The 18769-nt window shown below is 63.1% G+C and carries 15 protein-coding genes, 1 other RNA gene and 1 pseudogene; 6 read left to right on the forward strand and 11 right to left on the reverse strand.

Annotated features, from left to right (window positions below):
- Positions 1-33 precede the first annotated feature (33 nt).
- From BMX04_RS04035 to BMX04_RS04060, 6 genes are all read right to left on the reverse strand, one after another.
- On the reverse strand, positions 34-831 hold the full coding sequence (locus BMX04_RS04035) for a phosphodiesterase (protein WP_074785215.1): 798 nt from the start codon (positions 829-831) through the stop codon (positions 34-36).
- A gap of 2 nt (positions 832-833) precedes the next feature.
- Complete coding sequence (locus BMX04_RS04040; RefSeq protein WP_074785116.1) at positions 834-1643, reverse strand: carbohydrate ABC transporter permease; 810 nt, start codon at positions 1641-1643, stop codon at positions 834-836.
- Positions 1640-2533, reverse strand: a complete 894-nt coding sequence (locus BMX04_RS04045) for a carbohydrate ABC transporter permease (RefSeq protein ID WP_074785117.1) — start codon at positions 2531-2533, stop codon at positions 1640-1642. The genes BMX04_RS04040 and BMX04_RS04045 overlap by 4 nt, the downstream gene beginning before the upstream one ends.
- A 76-nt stretch (positions 2534-2609) precedes the next feature.
- Entirely contained in the window at positions 2610-3866 is a 1257-nt protein-coding gene (locus tag BMX04_RS04050; protein ID WP_074785118.1) for an ABC transporter substrate-binding protein, read from the reverse strand.
- A 42-nt stretch (positions 3867-3908) separates the two neighbouring features.
- Positions 3909-4943, reverse strand: coding sequence for an ABC transporter ATP-binding protein (locus BMX04_RS04055; RefSeq protein WP_074785119.1), 1035 nt, complete (start codon positions 4941-4943; stop codon positions 3909-3911).
- On the reverse strand, positions 4943-5719 hold the full coding sequence (locus tag BMX04_RS04060; RefSeq protein WP_074785120.1) for a DeoR/GlpR family DNA-binding transcription regulator: 777 nt from the start codon (positions 5717-5719) through the stop codon (positions 4943-4945). Before BMX04_RS04060 ends, BMX04_RS04055 begins: the two co-directional genes overlap by 1 nt.
- Positions 5720-6024: 305 nt before the next feature.
- On the opposite strand from BMX04_RS04060, the gene BMX04_RS04065 reads away from it, so the two are divergent.
- The 4 genes from BMX04_RS04065 to BMX04_RS04080 all read left to right on the forward strand — a co-directional run bounded on the left by BMX04_RS04065 (position 6025) and on the right by BMX04_RS04080 (position 12304).
- A complete protein-coding gene (locus BMX04_RS04065) occupies positions 6025-6909 on the forward strand; it encodes an HAD-IIA family hydrolase (RefSeq protein ID WP_074785121.1) in 885 nt (294 codons plus the stop codon).
- A 147-nt stretch (positions 6910-7056) separates the two neighbouring features.
- The gene (locus BMX04_RS04070; protein WP_074785122.1) at positions 7057-7476 is read left to right on the forward strand and encodes a hypothetical protein; all 420 of its coding nucleotides are present in this window, start codon (positions 7057-7059) and stop codon (positions 7474-7476) included.
- Positions 7477-7612: 136 nt separating this feature from the next.
- Positions 7613-8857: a metallophosphoesterase family protein gene (locus tag BMX04_RS04075; RefSeq protein ID WP_074785123.1), complete on the forward strand. Its 1245-nt coding sequence runs from the start codon at positions 7613-7615 to the stop codon at positions 8855-8857.
- Between the two features lie 3 nt (positions 8858-8860).
- On the forward strand, positions 8861-12304 hold the full coding sequence (locus tag BMX04_RS04080) for an AAA family ATPase (protein ID WP_074785124.1): 3444 nt from the start codon (positions 8861-8863) through the stop codon (positions 12302-12304).
- A gap of 177 nt (positions 12305-12481) precedes the next feature.
- Here BMX04_RS04080 and BMX04_RS19620 read toward each other — a convergent pair whose 3' ends face one another.
- From BMX04_RS19620 to BMX04_RS19835, 4 genes and pseudogenes are all read right to left on the reverse strand, one after another.
- On the reverse strand, positions 12482-13372 hold the full coding sequence (locus tag BMX04_RS19620) for a site-specific integrase (protein ID WP_074785125.1): 891 nt from the start codon (positions 13370-13372) through the stop codon (positions 12482-12484).
- A gap of 274 nt (positions 13373-13646) precedes the next feature.
- Positions 13647-14045, reverse strand: a complete 399-nt coding sequence (locus tag BMX04_RS19625; protein ID WP_074785126.1) for a DUF6538 domain-containing protein — start codon at positions 14043-14045, stop codon at positions 13647-13649.
- A gap of 98 nt (positions 14046-14143) precedes the next feature.
- Positions 14144-14240, reverse strand: an RNA gene (gene ffs / locus BMX04_RS04095) — signal recognition particle sRNA small type.
- Positions 14241-14487: 247 nt separating this feature from the next.
- Positions 14488-16122: pseudogene (locus BMX04_RS19835) on the reverse strand (bifunctional 2',3'-cyclic-nucleotide 2'-phosphodiesterase/3'-nucleotidase); the annotation flags it as partial.
- A 316-nt stretch (positions 16123-16438) separates the two neighbouring features.
- On the opposite strand from BMX04_RS19835, the gene nudC reads away from it, so the two are divergent.
- Together nudC and BMX04_RS04110 are read left to right on the forward strand one after the other, a co-directional pair.
- The gene (gene nudC / locus BMX04_RS04105) at positions 16439-17410 is read left to right on the forward strand and encodes an NAD(+) diphosphatase (RefSeq protein WP_074785127.1); all 972 of its coding nucleotides are present in this window, start codon (positions 16439-16441) and stop codon (positions 17408-17410) included.
- Between the two features lie 54 nt (positions 17411-17464).
- Positions 17465-17932 carry an SRPBCC family protein gene (locus tag BMX04_RS04110; protein ID WP_074785128.1) on the forward strand — a complete coding sequence of 156 codons (468 nt, stop codon included), beginning with the start codon at positions 17465-17467 and terminating at the stop codon, positions 17930-17932.
- Between the two features lie 16 nt (positions 17933-17948).
- On the opposite strand, the gene BMX04_RS04115 is transcribed toward BMX04_RS04110, so the two are convergent.
- Entirely contained in the window at positions 17949-18644 is a 696-nt protein-coding gene (locus BMX04_RS04115; protein ID WP_074785129.1) for a GntR family transcriptional regulator, read from the reverse strand.
- Between the last annotated feature and the right edge of the window lie 125 nt (positions 18645-18769).

Below are 18769 nucleotides of genomic sequence, written 5' to 3' on the forward strand. Positions count from 1 at the left end.
GGTTTGCCGATGCCGGCGCGCATCAGCGCGATTTCAGAAGATGAACGGACCTTCATCATATTCGAAGGGCAGTTCGGTCCAGACCCCGCCGGGGGCCGTGTCGATCAGGCCGCATCCGGTGGGCCCGGTCATGAAACCTGCCGGTGCATCCGCCCGCCGGTCAAACGCGAAGGCACTGCAACAGGCCGGGGCCGTCACGACCGGATGCCGCCCCAGCAGACCATGATACACACCATGCACATGCCCCGCCAAGACACGAACCGGTGCGCCGTGCCGATCAAGAACGTCCCGCAGCGCGTCGGGATTTGCCAGGCCGATCGCATCCATGAAGCGGATGCCGGTCCGCAGCGGCGGGTGATGCAACGCCACGACGACCTGCAAGCCCCCGGCCCCGGTCAGCGCCTCGGACAATAGCGCGCGGCTCTCATCGCGCAAGGTGCCCCCACCCTGTCCCTCAATCAGCGTATCAAGCCCGACGATCCGGGTGTCGCCGATATCCGACACCCAGTCGATCAATCCGCGCGGCGCGATTTCAGGCAGGTCGGAAAACGCCAGCCTCAGCGTCTCGCGGCAGTCATGGTTGCCCGGGATCACAAGCAGCCTCTCTCCCAGCCGCTCCAGCTCTCGCTGCGCGATGGCGTAGCTCTCGGCGCTGCCATCATCGCTGATGTCGCCGGTCACCAACACCGCGTCGACGGGGCCGATCGCATCCATCCGCGCGCAGAGCGTCGTGATGGCCTCATGCAGCAGATGCCCGGTATCCAGCCGACCGGAGACAAGCTGCCCCCGCGCGACCGCGTGAAGATCCGAAATATGCAGCAACCGCGCCACGTTCACTTGATCCCAGTGCGCAGAAAGGCCTGCACGAACTGCCGCTGAAATACCAGAAAGGCGATCAGCAGGGGGGCCACCGACATGATCGTCGCCGCCGAGATCACGCTGATATCGACGCCGTTCTCGGGTGCTGCAAAGATCGACAGCCCCACCGTGAGCGGCCGTGTCTCGGGCGAATTGGTGACGATCAGCGGCCACAGGAAATTGTTCCAATGGGTCGAGACCGAGACCAGCGCATAGGCCAGATAGGTGGGCCGCGCGAGGGGCACATAGACCCGCCACAGGATCCCGAACCAGCCACAGCCCTCCACGCGCGCCGCCTCGTGCAGCTCGATCGGCACGCCTTTGAACGCCTGCCTCATCAGGAAGATGCCGAAGGCCGACGCCATGTAGGGCATCCCCACTCCGAGGATCGTATCGAACAGGCCCAGCCGCGAGACCATCACGTAAATCTCGACGATCAGCACCTCGGGCAGGATAAAAAGCTGCATCAGGACGAGCAGGAACACGACATCCCGCCCCGGGAACCGCACCTGCGCAAAGGCAAAGCCCGCCAACGTGGTGACGATGAATTGCCCGATCAGGATGACTGTGACCAAAAGAAAGGTGTTGAGGAAATACTTCAGCCACGGTGCCCCGGCCCAGGCGGTGCGGAAATTCTTCAGCGTCCAGGGCGCCGCAATGTTGAAATTCACCGCGTCCGAGGTCGTGTGAAACGCCGCCCAGAACGCGAAGACCAGTGGCGAGATCCAGATCACCGCCAGCAGCAGCGCGCCGAAGGTCTCGATATGTCTCGAAAGGCCGCTCATTGGTAATGCGTCCGCTTGTCGAGGATGGTGAACTTGACGCCCGCCACGATGCCCAGCACCAGCAGGATCAGGATCGTCATCGCCGCCGCCTGCGGCGCGTCGAAAAAGGCGAACGCCATCTCCCAGATGTAATACAGGATCAGCTTCGACGCGTCGTTCGGCCCGCCCTTGGTGAGGATGAAGAGATGATCGATCAGCTTGACCGAATTGATCAGCGCGTTGACCATGATGAAGAGCGTAGTCGGCATCAGGAGCGGCAGCACGATGCGCCGGGTATAGGTGAAACGGCTCGCCCCTTCGATATCGGCGGCTTCCTTGAGGTCTTCGGGAATGGTCTGAAGCGCCGCGAGGTAGAAGATCATGAAGAACCCGGCCTCTTTCCAGATCGTCACGATGATCACCGCCCAGAGCGCCGTCTCGGGCTGGCCCAGCCAGTTGACCGATGGCAAACCGAACAGCGCCCCGATCTGATCCAGAACACCCAGACCCGGCGTGTAGAAGAACAGCCACAGATTGGCGGCGGCGATCATCGGCAGCACGGTCGGGGTGAAATAGGCGGTGCGCACGAAACCGCGCGCCGGGATCTTGGAATTGGCCCAGAGCGCCATGCCCAGTGCGATCGCGATGGAAATCGGGATCGTCGTCCCGGCATAGATCAGATTGTTCGTCGCCACCTTCCAGAAGGTCGGATCGGCAAAGAGATCGGCGTAGTTCTCGGTGCCAACAAACTCGGTCGGACGCCGCCGCGTTCCACGGCTGAACAGGGACGTCCAGAGCGTTGCCATCGAGGGGTAAAAGGCAAAGGCCGTCAACAGGATCGCGGCGGGCGACAGCAGGAGCCAGCCGTAAATCGCCTTTCTGCGGCGCTCGATGTTCACTTGGGTCGGCATCTTGGCCCTTCTGCGAAGTCAAATACCGGCGCCAGGCATGTGCCCGACGCCGGAGAAGTGGAATACCGGTCTAGTGTTACCGGTAGTCCTTCAACAGCCGCTCGGCAGCGGCCTGTGCCTCGGCCAGCGCATCGGCGGGCGATTTGCTGCCTGTCAAAGCCGCCTGAATGGCGTTGTTGAGCCCGTCACGCACGCGCGCCGTCTCGAAGGTCGAGAACTCGGCGACGGCGTTCTCAAGCTGGTTGCGCGCCACCAATGCAGGCGGGAACTCTTCCGTGTAGGCCTTCAGCGCCTCGGTTTCATAGGCGGCGGGCGACACGCCCATGTAACCCGTGGAGATCGACCATTCAGCCGCCTGCTCGGGTGCTGTCATGAACTTGATCAGCTTGAGCGCGGCGGCACGTTCCTCGTCGGTGGTGTCCTCGAAGACATAGAAATTGCCGCCACCGGTGGGCGAGCCGGGCCGCTCCCGGGCGGGCAGTTCGGCCACGCCGAAGTCAAACTCGGCACCGTTCTTGACCGCCGTGAGGTTGCCGGTGGAATGCCACATCATCGCGGTCTGCCCTTCCAGAAACGCCTGCCGCAGCGTGCCCCATTCGACCGTGCCCTCGGGCATGATGCCATGCTCGGTCGAGAGCGACTTCCAGAATTCCAGCGTCTCGACAACCGCCGGGTCGTCGAAATAGGTCTCAAGCCCGTCGCCGGACATCAGTTCCTTACCGTTCTGGATCGCCAGCGCCTGGAACATCCAGTAGGGATACCCGGTCGAGGGGATCATCAGACCGTAGGTGTCGCCCTCGGTCAGCGTCTTGCCCATGCTCACCATCTCGTCCCATGTGGCGGGCGGCGCGTCAGGGTCGAGACCGGCGGCACGGAACATGTCCTTGTTGTAATACGCCACGATGGTCGAACGCTGGAACGGGACGCCCCATGTCTTGCCCTCGATCCGGCTGTTGGCCATCAGCGCGGGGTAAAAACTGTTCAGCCAAGCCGCATCCACGCCCTCGATATCCTCGAAGGCGACGATGCGTTCCTGCTCGATCAGGTCATAGGCGTCGATGGAGAACATCACCGCCAATTGCGCAGGCTCGCCTGAGGCGATGGCCGACAACGCGCGCACGCGGGTGTCGTCGTAGTTGCCCGAATAGATCGCGTTGACCTTGATCTCGGGGTTAGCCTCCTCGAATTTGGCGACGATACCATCGACCACCTCGGTCAGCGCACCGCCCACCGCAATCGGGTAATACATCGTCAGTTCGGTTTCCGCGGCCACCGGTGCGGCGGTCAGTGCCGTGAATGCGGTTGCCAGACTTATCTTCCTGATCGTGTTCATGGTTTTCTCCCTTGAATTAAACACGGTATTCCAGACGTAAGGTCACCCCGTCACGCCATTCGGATGCCGTAGCCTGTTTCCCTCCACGTCGAAGAAATGCAGGTCTTCATCGGCAAAATCGATTTCGAGATCCTCGCCCGCCGGGATGTTGCGCAATCCCGGCATCGAAATGGTCAGCCCGTTCGCCCTCGGATGTGTCAGCCCCACAAAGGTCTCGGAACCGAGGAATTCACATTCGGAAACCCGGCATTTCAGCCGCCCCTTGCCCGGCTCTGCGAGGCGCAGGCTTTCGGCGCGCAGGCCGATGGTGCTGGCCGCCTCGTAGCCCGGGACCGCCGCGCCCTCGATCAACGCCATCGGCGGGGCGCCGACGAATTCGGCCACGAACGTAGTGGCTGAGCGGTAATACAGATCCTCCGGCGCGCCGGTCTGCTGAATGCGCCCGTCCTTCATCAGCACCACCATGTCGGCCATGCTCATGGCTTCGGTCTGATCATGGGTCACGTAAATCACCGTGATCCCCAGATCGACTTGCAACTTCTTGATATCCTTGCGCACTGAGGCGCGCAGCTTGGCGTCGAGATTGCTGAGCGGCTCGTCCATCAGGCAGAGCGGCTGGTTCGCGACGATGGCGCGCGCCAGCGCTACGCGCTGCCGCTGTCCGCCCGACAATTCAGCCGGCTTGCGCGCCTCATAGCCCAGAAGCCCGGTGATCTCGAGCGCGCGGTGCAGCTTCTCGCGCCGCTCAGCGGCCCTCACCCTGCGCACCTTGAGCCCGAAAACCACGTTCTCGGCCACGCTCAGATGCGGAAAGAGCGCGTAGGACTGAAACACCATCGACAGATTGCGCTCCGAGGGGGCGGCAGTGGTCACGTCCCGGCCATCGATGAGAATCCGCCCCTCGTCCGGCAGCTCCAGCCCGGACAACAGCCGCAGCGTCGTCGACTTGCCGCATCCCGACGGCCCCAGCAGCGCCACGAACGACCCGCGCGGGATCGACAGCGAGACATGCTCGACGCCAAGCTGCCCGTTCCAGCGCTTGGCGACATCCTGCACCTCGACGAACGCGTCCGGCATCAGTCTGCCTCCTCTGCAAAGGTGATCCGGTCCCCCAGTTGCTCGACCAAATGGGAAAACGCCTCGGCAGGCGGGCGGTCGCAGATGACGTGGTCGATCTGGGTGATGGTGCCGCCCACGGCGGGGGCAAGGCGACCGAACTTGCTGCGATCTATGACCAGGATGGATGTCCGCGCGTTGCGCCACATCCGGTAAGTCGCGCGCACCTCGGCCTGATGGAATTCCAGCAACTCGCCCTCGGCCCCGATCCCGGCGGTCCCGAAAATCGCATAGTCCGCGCGGTAGCGGGCAAAGAACTCGACCACCTCCTCACCCACAAAATCACGGTCCGGCAGGCGGATCTCTCCGCCCGGCACGATGATCCGGTTCGAGATCTCCTCGCTCAGCGCCATCGCTACGCTCAGATTGTTGGTGACGACGGTCAGCTCCTTGCGCCGATGCAGCGCCCGTGCCACGCTCAGCGCGGTGGAGCCGATCGAGATGAATAGCGTCGCGCCATCGGGTATGAGCGCCGCCGCCCCACTCGCGATCGCGCGCTTGCCCAAGAGGTTGGTGCCCGCCCGCTGGTCGAAGGGCGTGTTGCGGCGCCCCTCGGCAAGCTCGATCCGACCATGCGAGCGGTGCAGGTTTTCGCCATCGCACAGAATATCGAGATCGCGCCGGATGGTCTGCATCGAGACGCCAAACATCTCGGCAAGCGCGCCGACGCTCACCCCGCCCTGTTCCTGAACGGCCTGCTGAATGAGATCGTGCCGCCTTGTTTTCTTCGACGCCATGTCCGCTTCCATCATTTTGGCCGAGTGTTGAGCATAATTTGCAACAAAGCAACATTTTTAGATGTGGCTTTGTTGCGGCAAGTGCTCCTGACCAGCCTCGATTCCTAGTGAGAATTCTTAAAAATCAGAGTAATTTTCAGCTTGGCATCAGCGTTATCCGACTATTATGACGTCGGTATGAAATGTCGTATTGTTGTTTTTACTTTTATTTTTCTGCCCGCACTGTAAGTTTTTCTCCAGCCCGGATGCAGCGTCCGGGTCTGCGGGCACCGCAATTCTGCAACATCAGGGGATTCGCCAGGCTGATGGATACCGTCGCAACCATTTTCGACCGATACGAGGCGGTGCGACATCGCCTGCCCTCGGCCAGCGTCGCGACCGCAACGGCGCAGATCGGGTCGCTGCACGACATCGCCGCGCAGGCGGACGCCTTTGTGTTCGATGCCTACGGGGTTCTCAATATCGGCGAGGCGGGCATTCCCGGCGCATCGCAACGTCTCAGGGAACTGCGCGATACCGGGTGCCGGATCCGCATTCTCTCCAACGCCGCGAGCTACAGTCATGCAGGTGCCGTGACCAAGTTCCGAAAACTCGGCATGGGCGTCAGGGACCACGAGATCATAACCAGCCGTGACGCGACCTTGGCGCAGCTGGACGGCAGGTTGTGGGGATGTATCGCGGCAGTCGAGGATGATCTGTCGGACATCCCCTGTCCTACGCGCCGCCTCGTCGATGATCCCGCAAGCTATGATCAGGTCGACGGCTTCGTGTTTCTGTCGACCGAGGTCTGGTCACTGGACCGACAGGCGCTTCTTGAAGACGCGCTTCTCAAGAGGCCCAGGCCCCTGATCATCGCCAATGCAGACCTCGTTGCGCCCCGCGAACACGGCTTCTCGCTGGAGCCCGGATATTTCGGCCATCTGCTGGCAGATCGCGGTATCCGCGATATCCGATTTGTCGGCAAACCGTTTCCTGCGGTTTACGAAATGATCGAAGCCTCGTTGCCCGAGACGCCACCGGGCCGGATCGTCATGTGCGGCGATACGCTCCACACGGATATCCTGGGGGCGGCAGCGCGCGGGTGGCAGACGGTCCTCGTCGAGCACGACGGGCTTTTCTCCGGCCAGGATACGGGTGCGTATGTCAACCGAGCCAGGCTATTTCCAAACTGGAGGCTATCGAGAATCTGACTCGGCGCGCGTGATGCCGACATTGTGGGCATGCTGTGTTTGCGCGTATGATCCCAGGTGTGATCACCCTGCGTCGGCCCCAGGATGCGTGCAGTGTCATCGCACCCGGACCACGTCTCTGCTTTCGACACAACAAGGAGACCACTCGTGAAATGGACACTGCCAATTGGATGTCTGGCCCTGATCGCTGGCCCTGCGTTTTCTGAAACCTGGACCTGCCAGGTTCCCTACGACGAGGCCAACGGCGGGGGAAGCGTCACCATAGAGGACAACCGTCTGGTCTTCGTATCCGACTGGCCACATCGCGAACCCGAGATCCTCAAATGCATCAGGAGCGGCCCCATAAGCGAATGCATGTCGGCGGACCTGGCCGTGACCGGGAGTGGCAGCGCGTCTGTGTTTGCCAAGCTTTTTTCCGTCGCCTGGCAACGTGACGGTGCTCCGGCGACGATCACGACACGCCAACCCTCCACCATCTTCAAGGAACGCGAAGACGGATATGCGATGACGCAGGTGTTTCCCTCCCTCGGTTACACATTTCCCGTCACCGATTGCAAAGTAGACTGACCGGCTCAGGCGAGCCGGGGCTGTCGCCGCACCGGGCAGCCGCCCTCAGCAGGCGAACGCTAGACTTCCTGCTTGACGGTCACCGCTCCGTAGTCACAAGTGCTCCTGCAGGTTCAATCAGCAACGCGGGGTCGAGGTGGCATTCAAGTTCGTTCACACAGCGGATATTCACCTCGACTCCCCCCTGAAATCCCTTGCCCTGCGTGACGAAGGACTGGCCGAGCTTGTCGGCAACGCCACCCGGGCCACCTTCTCCAGAATCGTCGATCTGTGCCTGTCCGAAGAGGTGCAGGCCCTGCTGATAGCGGGTGACCTTTACGATGGTGGCCAGACCTCGATGAAGACGGCGCGTTTTCTCGCGCAGGAGATGGAGCGACTGGCGGCGGAGGGCATCCCGGCCTTCGTGATCCGCGGCAACCACGACGCCGCCTCCAAGATCTCGCGCGAACTTACGCTGCCGGACAGTGTGACGGTGTTTCCCGGCAAGGCCAACGTCATCGAAACCACCTGGGCCGGGCATGCGGTCGCGGTGCACGGCATTTCCTTCCGCGACCCTCACGCCCCCGAGACCCTGCTCGACCGGTTTCGTCCCCCGGTGCGGGGCGCGTTCAATATCGGCCTGCTGCATACCTCGCTGGGGCGCGCGCATGGTCACGACCCATACGCCCCCTGCGCCCTGTCGGATCTTCAGGCCACCGGGTTCGACTACTGGGCACTTGGGCACCTCCACCAGCGCGCCGTCTATCCCGGCGCCACCACCGTGGTCATGCCGGGCATCCCGCAGGGGCGCGACATAGGCGAGGCCGGGGTCAAGTCGGTCACGCTGGTCTCCATTGCGGATGACGGGTCGCTCGACCTCGCCGAACGCCATCTTGCCGTGGTGCGTTTTGAACGGCTCCCGGTGGAGTGCAGCCACCTCTCCGACTGGCACGATCTCGTGGAGGCGCTGAAACACGCCACTCGCGCGGCGCAGCGCGACCACGCGGGCGAACACCTGATCGTGCGCCCAGTGCTGAACGGGGAGACACCGCTAGCCTGGAGGGTCGGTCGTGACGCCGACGTGCTGCACGCGGAGGCACAGGCCGTCGCGGAACAGATAGGCACGCTTTGGATCGACAAGATCGAGGTCGCGCTGGACACCGGCGCGACCACCTCTCCAGGTGGGGCGGTGGGCGAACTGGCGCGGATCATCGAGCAGGCAGGCATGCCCCCCGATGCCCCGGCGGTTCAGGCAGAGGTCGATCGCTTGTTGAAACACCTCCCACGCGAGTTGCGGGGGCTTCTGGGCGACAGCGAGGAACAGACCGCCGCCGCCATCACCGAGGCGATGCAACAGGGAGCGATGGAGGTGCTCGCGCGCCTCGAGGAAAACGGGGGCTGAGCGATGCGACTGAACCGGCTCGACCTCACCCGCTACGGCAAGTTCACCGACGTGAGTCTCACCTTTCCGGCCCCCGCCCCAGGCACCCCCGACCTGCACGTCATCTACGGGGCCAACGAGGCCGGGAAATCTACCCTGCTCGAAGGCTGGCTGGATTTTCTGTTCCAGATCCCCATGCAAAGCCGCATGGCGTTCATTCATTCCTACCAGACCATGCAACTGGGGGCCGCGCTCCAGATCGACGGGCGGACGCATGATCTGGTCCGGGTTAAGAAACGCGACAGCTCGCTGCTCGACGCAAGCGGCGCGCCGGTGGGCGAGGCGCTGCTGCATGGCGGGCTACGCGGGCTCGACCGGTCGTCCTACGCAGCGATGTTCTCGCTCAACCGGCAGACCCTTGATGAAGGTGGCGAGAGCATCCTGGCGAGCAAGGGCGACTTGGGCGAACTCCTCTTTCAGGCCAGCGCCGGCCTGACCGATCTGGCCGCGCAACTGGACGAGTTGCACGCGGAGTCCGAGGCGTTCCTGAATAGGACCGGACGCAAGGGCGCGCTGCGCGACCTTGGTGCCGCCTTCGACGACCTGGGCAGGCAGGTCAAGGATCTCGACACGGCCGCGGCCGAATATGCCCGCCTGTCGACGGAACGCGACAGGGCACGCGAAGAATGGCAGCACGCGCGAGAGGCGGTTGAAACCGCACAGGCCGAGGTGATCGAGACCGAACGCCTGAGCGCCGCCATCCCGCTCTTGCCAAGGCTGGACCGCCTCGACGCACAGACTTCCGGTTTTGGCGCGCTACCGGAGCCGCCCGAGGGATGGCTCGCCGAGCTACCCGAGCTGGACCGCGCAGAAGCCGCCATCGCCACCCGGTTGGAAACCGCAAGAACGGTCGTGGCAGGGCTGGACAACGAACTGCAAGATTGTGTTCCAGATCAGCCTGTTCTGGAATTGCGCGAGGCCATCGCCGAGGCCGAAGGCCTGAAATCGGCGCATGACGAGGCGGTCAAGGACCTTCCCAGGCGCCACGGCGATCTCGCCTCGAGAACCGAGGCAATGCAGCAAAGTCTTGCGCGTCTCAGGCAGACCGGTGCCGACCCGGTCACCCTCCTGCCCGACGCGCGCGCACTTGGCCGCATCCGGGACCTGATCGAGCGGAGTTCCGGCCTCGAAACAGCCCTTGAGGCCGCGCACACGGAGGTGGAGGACGCCCGCGCAGCCCTGCAACGTGCGACACGTCGCTTGCAAGAGGCCGGTGGAAATGTGTCCGACCTTGGCGGGCTCGACGGTCTGGTGCAGGGCATCCGGCGCGACGATCCGACCGGCGCATGCGATCGCGCGCAGGCACGGGCGGAGGAGACGGCGGCAGAGTTGAAAGCGGCGCTGGCGGCGCTTGCCCCCTGGTCAGGCGATTCTGCCGCTCTGGCAGATCTGGCGCGCCCCGACCACGCCACCCTCGAACGTCTCGAGGCGGACATTGCCACAGCAGGCAGAGACGCCGAACGCGCGCAAGATCGTCTGGATCAACTCGACCTCGCCCTGCAACAGGCGCGGGCAAAACGCGACGCAATCGGTTCCACACCCAGCGTGACCATCGAAGAGGCTGCGCAAATCAGGGCGCGGCGCGAATCCGTATGGTCACATCACCGTGCCACCCTGACCGACGAAACCGCCGACCGCTTCGAAAAGGTCCTGCGTCTCGACGATCAGGTGACGGCCACGCTCGCGCAACACCGCGCCCATGCCGAAAAGGCGGCCGGTGCCGACCGGGATCTGGCCGAGGCCGAACGGCAGGTCGATACGGCCCGTGAGCAGTTGGACAACGCGAAATCGCGGCGCGACGCCCTGGCGCGGAATCTTGCCGTGACCGTGGCGTCTGTCTCCGGCGCCCTTTCCGCCGACATGGACATGCCAGCCTTACGCGCCTGGCTGGGTCGGCTGGACTTGGCGCAAAAGGCAGTGGACACCCATGAGCACGCCCTGCGCGAACAGGCCCGCAACCACCAACGCGTCAAGCGGGCACGAGCCGATCTTCTGAGCGCGCTGACCCGCATGGGCTGCGAGATGCCAGAGGACACAGGGTTGGCCCCGGCGCTCGAAACCGCGCAATCCCTGCTGGATCGCGCCACCCAGATGGAGGCCTTGCAGGAGACCGTCGCCCAGTCGCAGCAAGATCTCACCCGACGGGAAGCTGCACTTCAAATCGCCATCGACGCAAAGGCCGACTGGCACGATGCTTGGCACGATGCCTGCGCCGAGACTTGGGTGGCAGACGCATCGCTCGGCGTTGCCGAGATGCGCGCGATCCTCGAAGAACTCGACCGCCTGCGCGAGCATCACCGCGAGGTCGCCGATCTGACACACCGCACGCACACCATGCAGGCCAACATCGAAAGCTTCGAACAATCGGTCAACGCGTTGGCAGATCGGCTTGGGCTGGCGGTCGATGGCCCGGTATCAGACCTCTGGCGCGCCCTCACCACACGCCTGCGCACCGCAGACCGCGAGGAGGCGCGGCGCGCCGACATCGAAAAACGCTTGATGGCGGCACGGCAGAGTCTCGGCGAGATCGAAGAGGCAGCCAAGATTCACCAGGGTCGCACCGCCGAATTTGCCCGCCATTTCGGGGCTGCCACCTGGTCAGAGGCACGCGATGCGCTGACTCGCGCCGGAGAGCTATCGAGATTGCGCGCGGCGCGGCGCGATCTGGCCGAAGACCTCTGCGCCCAAATGCGCAGCAGCACGATTGAAGAGGTGCGCGCACAGCTTGAGGGGGTTGACGCCGACGCGCTCGCCGCGCGCGCAGAAAACCTGCGCCGCGATCTGGACAGGCTGCGCGCCACGCAGGAAGACGCCCAGGACACGTTCCGCAAGGCCCACGAGGCCGTAGAGGCCGTGGGCGGTGACGGTGCCGTCGCGCGGCTGGACGAACAGCGCCAGACGCTACTGCTGGAAATCGAGGACGGCGCCCGGCGTCACCTGCGGCAACGCTTGGGCCTACTTGCCATCGAAGCTGCCCTCAGAAGCTATCGCGACACGCATCGCAGCGGCATGCTCGACCGGGCCTCAGAGGCGTTCCGCATCATGTCGCGAAACGGCTATTCGGGTCTGGTCGCACAGCCCGACGGCGCCCACGAAATCCTGGTGGCGCTAGCGATCGACGGCGGCTCCAAACACGCGGATCAGCTCTCAGACGGCGCAAGAGCACAACTCTACCTCGCCCTGCGCATTGCCGGATACCACGAGTTCGCCCGCAACAGCGGACCTGTGCCGTTCATTGCGGATGACATAATGGAGAGCTTCGACGATCACCGCGCAGCCGAGGCCTTCGGGCTCCTCGCCAAGATGAGCGAGACCGGCCAGGTGATCTACCTGACCCACCACGCCCATCTCCGCGATATGGCAAGAGACGTTTGTCCGACTGTTCAGATCCACGATTTACCTGAGTAGAATGCGAAGAGCCTTGTGGTGATAGTCCATTTTCATTTTGTCTGGTCGGACTAGTCGGACCAGCGCGCACATGCTGTGTATCTTGATCCAAGCTGTCCGACAGGTCCAACATGATGACCATGTCGCGGGACTTGCCCAGAATCCATGTTGTGATCCAGTGCATGTCGAAAAACCAACTCAACGCACCTGATATTCAGGCAGCCGGTTAATTGCGTTGATCTTTGTCGACAGCGTCACGTCGCCATAATCGTCACCAGCCGTTCTGGCGGCGTGGCCCTGGATCGCATCAAGGACTCGGTCCTGAATTCCTATCTCGCGACCCACTGTCTTAAACCTGTGCCGCCAGCCGTGCGAGGGCTGGACGCCGTCCGGCACAAGGTTTTGCTCTCTGAGCCAATCACCAAGGCGATTGGCGAGTTTCTTGGCGTGAGTCTGATATTTCCCGGAATCTTTGCCGTTGTGAAACACCGGTCCACTCTTGATCGTGTCCAGATAATCAAGAAAGCCTAGTTTGATAATCTGAGGATGCATTGGCACGTCGCGCCATTGCCCTGTCTTTGTGCCACCGGCTTCGGGCGTTATCCTGATCGTCACATTACCGCTAACCTCACGAAAGTCTTCACGGCGCAGTTGGGTAATCTCGGCAACGCGCGCCCCTGTGAAAGCGCACAGCCACGGCACCCACCTTTTGGCAGCAGTGACCTTTCCTCCTTCCATGATCTTTCCATTGTGCGACGTCTTCGGCTTATAGTTATAGACTGCGGTGAGCAGATTCATCGCTTCGGCGGTCGTGAAACTACGCTCTCGATTGTGGACAGGTCTCTGCGCAGCCAACCGGACAGAAACGGCGGGATTGTCTTTCATCCTGTCTTGCTCGGTGGCCCATCTGAACAAGCTGCGGATCGTCGGCAGGTAGACTTTGCTGATCGTCGATGGTTGTTTCTCTTGCAGTGTATTTTCCAGCCAATCCAACATGTTCTTCTTTGTGATCTTGGCCGCATCGTCGTGGCGCAGAAACTTGATCAGGCTTTTGATCGCGAGTTCCTGCCTGCGCCCTCCGTCCTTCATGTATCCGAGTCTTTGGCGCGCCTGAACATAGTCTGCCCAGAGCGCCTTGATGCTGACCGGGGCAGGGGTATTTTCCGGAGGCTGAGCGTTCACAATGATCGGGGCGCTAGGGGTGCGTTGAAATCTCCTTCGTCGCGCTCTACCACCCGCTCCAGTGCCTCTAGCTCGGCGCTGCAAAGGGCACGGGCGATCTTCCGCCATTCATCGCTACCAGGAGCTGCGTCGAGATTGCCAGCGGCCCGAAAGCGTTCGATCTGCGGCCCGGCCAGATCTGTCAGTTCATCGTCGTTTGCACGGCCTGCAATCGCGGCGCGCAGTCGTTGCACCAGAAGATCATCAATTCCAACAGACGGCCAGCGCGGATCATTGCGTAGTTCATCATCAAACTCCAGCCGCTGTGCGTAAAGGCTATAGCTAGCTGCTCAGTTGCGAGAGGATAGCGCGCCGGGCCGGGCTGCGCGCGCCCTGCGCTGGCCTTCTGTTCGGCAAGTGCGATCTGGTGTTGAAGCTGCGCCACCGCACCCGGTAGCAGCTTGAGGGCTTGGCGGTAGTCGCCGCCTAGGGGGCTGCGCAGCTCAGTTTTACCGACAATTCCCCGTAAGTCTTTTGGCACCACCAGCCGCGCATGGTAGCGGCCTTTGCGATTCACTAGGTGCCGGACTTTGCCTGCCATGAAGAAGACCCTTTGTAACCAAGTTTGTAACCTTCAAACGACCAACGCCCCCCATTTTCAAGGGCTTTGTTTGTTTTCAACGGGCTAGTGGGGAAAAGGGTGAGAGGTTGGACAACGACCCAAGCGTGGCTCGTTACGGCTGCTTCCTTCCGGATCTGACCGGGTTGGCGAGGTGCCTGCCCGCGCCAACCTCTCGAGGGGTGACATAGTCGTCCGGATCAGGATTCGCAAGGGAGGTCGATTTCTCCTGTGAAAAGAGCGGAACGCGCAAGCGCAACACGCCCGTGTTGGTCAGACCGAGATCAGTGGCCCCGAGCGCCGCGATCTCTTGCGGATGGGCGCGCAGGCCCGGCCCGGTTGCGATTTCGGCCCATGTCTCGGGCAGGTCGGCAAAGTGCCATGTGTCACGGGCCTGTGGGGTGAGGGTGCCGAGCCCGGCCACATGGTCGGCGATCAGATCACGGATCGGGCGGCAACCATGATGGACTGCGCCTTGTGCTGCGAGGGCCTGAAAAGGCCCCCCGCCCCACGCGCGATAGGTATTGGTCGCGACAATGAAGCGGTCCTGATCTCGCACTGGGCGGCCTGCGTGACTCAGCTCGCGGATGCGCTGCGCCTTTGAGTTGATCAGCGCGCCGGTCAGGTCGTATCGCGGCGGCTGTGCGAGGTCGATCCGGTAGCTGAGCCCGTCGATCACGTCGAAATGATGCCCCGGCACGCGCGGGTCGAACAGCGGCTGCGACACTCGGCCGGGCGTGATCTGGTCAAAGCAGATCGCGGCGCGTTCCAGCCAGTCGCGCAGGTCCGCGCCTGTGACGAGCAGCCCGCAAAGCATGTTTGGAAAGCCGTAGAGATCGGCGATGTTGCCGAGGCGCAGCGGTCCTGCAGCGATGTCGGAGTAATGACCGGACCCGCCGCGTCCGCCGGTCTTGAACGGGGCCGCGGCCGAGAGCAGGGGAAGCTCGCCATGCGGCGTGTCCCGAAGTGCCGCTTCGAGAGCTGTGCGCTGCGCGTCACTGATAAGCTGCGTGGCCGGGTCGTTGCGCGCAAGCGCGAGATAACTGTGCAGCGGGGCCGTCGTCACGCCGAGCACCTGATCCGTGAGACGCCGGGTATGGGCATGTGCGCGTGCCAGCGCGGCGATGAGGGTCGGGCTGGGCACGGCGTCTGCCGCCGATTTGAGCATTGCGCTGTGATCTGCGATGCGCCACGCGCCCGTAATGCGGGTCAGTTCGAGGTCGAACTGACCGAGATGCGATCCGGCAAATCCCGGCTTGAGGCACGGCGTTCCGTGCAGCGTCGATCGCTCGATATCGGCCCCCGGTGTATTCCGGTGATCGGGGCCGGGAAATATCCTGTGACTGTGGCCCGCGCAAATCACGTCGATGCCCGGGATGCGGGAAAGCGCGCGGGCGGCATTCTCCATCATCGGTCGTTCAGGGCCGTCCTCGATACCGCTATGGGCCAGGGCGATGATCAGGTCGGCCCCTGCGGCACGGATCACGGGAATCCATGCGCGCGCCGTTTCGAGCATGTCGCGCGCCTGCAGACGGCCTGAGAGATGGGCGTGGTCCCACTTGGTGATCTGGGGTGGGGTCAGGCCGAGCACACCGATACGGACCCGCCGCAGCGCGCCTGCCCTGTCGCGCAGATCGCGGGTCAGGATCACGTAGGGGGGCAGAAATGTCTCGTCTTCGTCCGGGCGTGCGCCGGGCTTGGTCACAGCATTGGCGCAGGTCAGCGGAAAGGTCGCCTGTTGCAGCGTTTCTTGCAGCCAGTCGACGCCAAAGTTGAATTCGTGATTGCCGAGCGTGCCGGCGTCATAGCCCATCAGGTTCATCGCGCGCAGCACCGGATGACGCCCGCGCCAGCCCTGTCCGGGCTGTGCGGTCAGATCGCTAAGCGCGGTGCCCTGAAGAAAATCGCCATTGTCGAGCAGGATGCAGTTTTCTGCGCCCGCCTCGTCACGCGCCTGACGGACAAGGGTCGCGATACGGGCGAGGCCACAGGGCTGATCCGGCAGTTGCGTGAAGTAATCGAAGGGGAGGATGTGGCCATGCACATCCGTCGTGACCATCACGCGCAAGCATACCGTCGCATCGGTGGTTTCGGAGTCGAGCGGGTCTGGAATATCCTGAGTCAAATTCAACGGCTACATGGTTGCACGGGTAAAGGCATTGATCGGAAAACCCCCGATCACGTCACACACACAACAGTCACACCTCTAAAGTCTATAGGTTTAATAGCCGCCACTGCAATATACCAAGGGTTGAATATATCGTGTGTTGCCGCGTGATCAGTCGCGAAGCGGGAGCGACATCGGCTTGTCTTCCGGGGCTGTGACGTGAAATTGGGGTCAGTCGAACCGACGGGGATAAGGGCAGGGGAACGGAATGCGACGGGCAGAACAGGTGACATTCGGAGGATCGGGACTGGACCGTGCGGACGATCTGCGGGGGGATGCCGGTGCGATCACGGCTGCGGTGGCCGAGGGGCGGGCGCGTTCGGTCGTTTTGTGGCGGGGCAAGCCGCTGATGGTCGCAGACGGGCTGGATCGGCTGGTCTACGTTGCGGCCGATCATCCGGTGCTGGCGCGTTATCACGTGCCGCCGATCCTGTTGGGCCGCGATGAGAGCGGCGACCTGATCCTTGCGCATGACATTTCCGCCTGGGTGCCGCCGGGTCTGGCCCCGGATCAGCTCGACACGTTTCTCGATGCGACCGAGCAAGTTCATCCCGACCTGCCCGAGGGCAGCGCCTTTGCCGAGCTGCGGCGCGTGATGTCGCATCTCGGCCCGCGCGAGGCAGAGCTTGCCGCGACCGCCAAGGCGGTCTTTGGCTGGCATGTCACGCATCGCTTTTGCGCGCGCTGCGGCAACGAAAGCCGGATGATCCGCGCCGGATGGCAGCGCGCCTGCGATCATTGCGGCGGGCAGCATTTCCCGCGCACCGATCCGGTGGTCATCATGTTGATCACGCGCGGGAATTCGGTGCTGATGGGCCGGTCGCCGGGCTGGCCCGAGGGCATGTATTCGTTACTGGCGGGCTTTATCGAGCCGGGTGAGACGATCGAGGCCGCCGTGCGCCGCGAGGTCTGGGAAGAGGCGGGCGTGCGGGTCGGTCATGTCGGCTATCTGGCCAGCCAGCCCTGGCCCTTTCCGGCGTCCTTGATGTTCGGCTGTCACGGTGCGGCGCTGAGCCACGAGATCACCATCGACCCGCATGAAATCGAAGATGCCCGCTGGATGAGCCGCGAGGAAATCCTGAGCGCCTTCGCGGGCGAGAACCCGGATGTCCTGCCTGCCCGAAAGGGGGCGATTGCGCATTTCCTGTTGCAAAACTGGCTTGCCGATACGCTGGATTGAGGCGACACTGCGGGCAAGGCTTTGGCGGGTAGAGTACAGGCAGGAAAGCAGGTCATGCAGTTCAGCAGCAAGGAAGACATCGAGGCCCCCATCGACGCGGTGTTTCGGGAAATCACCGATTTTCAATCCTTCGAGCGCTCTGCACTGCGGCGCGGGGCCGAAGTGCGGCGCACGGATACGCGCGACGAACCCGGCGTTGGCATGAGTTGGCACGCGCGGTTCATGCTGCGCGGGCGTCGGCGTGAAGTGGATATCGACCTTGTCGAGTATGATGTGCCGAACGGCCTTGCGATCGAGGCGCGGACGTCGGCTCTTTTGGGGCGCATGCGGGTTGACCTTGTGGCGCTGTCGCGTGGCCGGACGCGGCTTTCGGTCGATCTGGCCCTCGAGCCGCGCAGCATCTCGGGGCGGTTGATGGTGCAGTCGCTCAAGCTGGCGCGCAACAACCTGACCAAGCGATTCCGTCTGCGGGTCGCGGATTATGCTGTGGATCTGGAAGACCGCTACAAGCGGACGGCGTGATCCGGGTGGATGTGGATCAGTCGAGATAGACGCCCCACCAGCGTAGGGTGTGGCGCAAGTGCTCGCGGATTTCGGACATTGCGCGCGGTGTATCACGCGCCTCGATCGCGTCGAGGATCGCAAGATGTTCCCGCATCGCTGAGGCAATGCGGTCGGCCAGAAAAGGCCGGGTGTTCTGGATGACGGCGATGCGGTCGCGGTTTTCGGCATAGAGCCGTTGCGCAAGCCCAGAATCCAGCCCGCGAGCCAGCGCATCGTGCAGGGAAAGATCGGTTCGTATGGCCACGTCGGGCAAACCTGCGGTCATCGTGGTCGCTGCGGCGTCGTGCAGGCGCTCGTGCTCGGCCCGCAGCGTGGCAAGCGGAAAGTCGTTGCCGGACTCGATGATCCGTCGTGCGCCTTCACAGTCGAACATGGCACGCAACTCCAGGCATTCGCGGGTGGTCTCGGGCCCGGCATCCATCACCGTGATCCCACGCTTGGGCAGGATGCGGAGCAGGCCGCTTGCCTCGGCGCGTTTGACGGCCTCGCGGGTGGCGGCCATCGGCAGGCCAAGCTCCTCGACCAGCATCGGCATCGACAGAAAGCTGCCGCTGGCCAGGCCGCCGTTGCGCAGTCGCGCGAGCAGGGCCTGATGGGCCTGGTCGGTCAGGCCGTCGCCCTTGTCGGAACGAGAGGAAGTGGTCGTTGAGGCGGCGCGAGTATCTTGCAATCCTTGAAAGTCCTTTTTCAAATCACGCATTATCAAACCCTAACATAATATCTAACATTTTAGATGCAATGTAAGATGCGCGATCTCAGCCGCCAGTCAAACACGTGCGATGAGCAACATCGCCA

The organism is Roseovarius tolerans (genome assembly GCF_900109855.1).
GTDB lineage: Bacteria > Pseudomonadota > Alphaproteobacteria > Rhodobacterales > Rhodobacteraceae > Roseovarius > Roseovarius tolerans.

What these genes read in the sequence shown, in the direction of transcription:
- BMX04_RS04040 (WP_074785116.1), bottom strand. Translation starts at nt 1,643, where the DNA reads ATGAGCGGCCTTTCGAGACATATCGAGACCTTCGGCGCGCTGCTGCTG.
- BMX04_RS04045 (WP_074785117.1), bottom strand. Translation starts at nt 2,533, where the DNA reads ATGCCGACCCAAGTGAACATCGAGCGCCGCAGAAAGGCGATTTACGGC.
- BMX04_RS04050 (WP_074785118.1), bottom strand. Translation starts at nt 3,866, where the DNA reads ATGAACACGATCAGGAAGATAAGTCTGGCAACCGCATTCACGGCACTG.
- BMX04_RS04055 (WP_074785119.1), bottom strand. Translation starts at nt 4,943, where the DNA reads ATGCCGGACGCGTTCGTCGAGGTGCAGGATGTCGCCAAGCGCTGGAAC.
- BMX04_RS04060 (WP_074785120.1), bottom strand. Translation starts at nt 5,719, where the DNA reads ATGGCGTCGAAGAAAACAAGGCGGCACGATCTCATTCAGCAGGCCGTT.
- BMX04_RS04065 (WP_074785121.1), top strand. Translation starts at nt 6,025, where the DNA reads ATGGATACCGTCGCAACCATTTTCGACCGATACGAGGCGGTGCGACAT.
- BMX04_RS04080 (WP_074785124.1), top strand. Translation starts at nt 8,861, where the DNA reads ATGCGACTGAACCGGCTCGACCTCACCCGCTACGGCAAGTTCACCGAC.
- BMX04_RS19620 (WP_074785125.1), bottom strand. Translation starts at nt 13,372, where the DNA reads ATGAAGGACGGAGGGCGCAGGCAGGAACTCGCGATCAAAAGCCTGATC.
- BMX04_RS19625 (WP_074785126.1), bottom strand. Translation starts at nt 14,045, where the DNA reads ATGGCAGGCAAAGTCCGGCACCTAGTGAATCGCAAAGGCCGCTACCAT.
- nudC (WP_074785127.1), top strand. Translation starts at nt 16,439, where the DNA reads ATGCGACGGGCAGAACAGGTGACATTCGGAGGATCGGGACTGGACCGT.
- BMX04_RS04110 (WP_074785128.1), top strand. Translation starts at nt 17,465, where the DNA reads ATGCAGTTCAGCAGCAAGGAAGACATCGAGGCCCCCATCGACGCGGTG.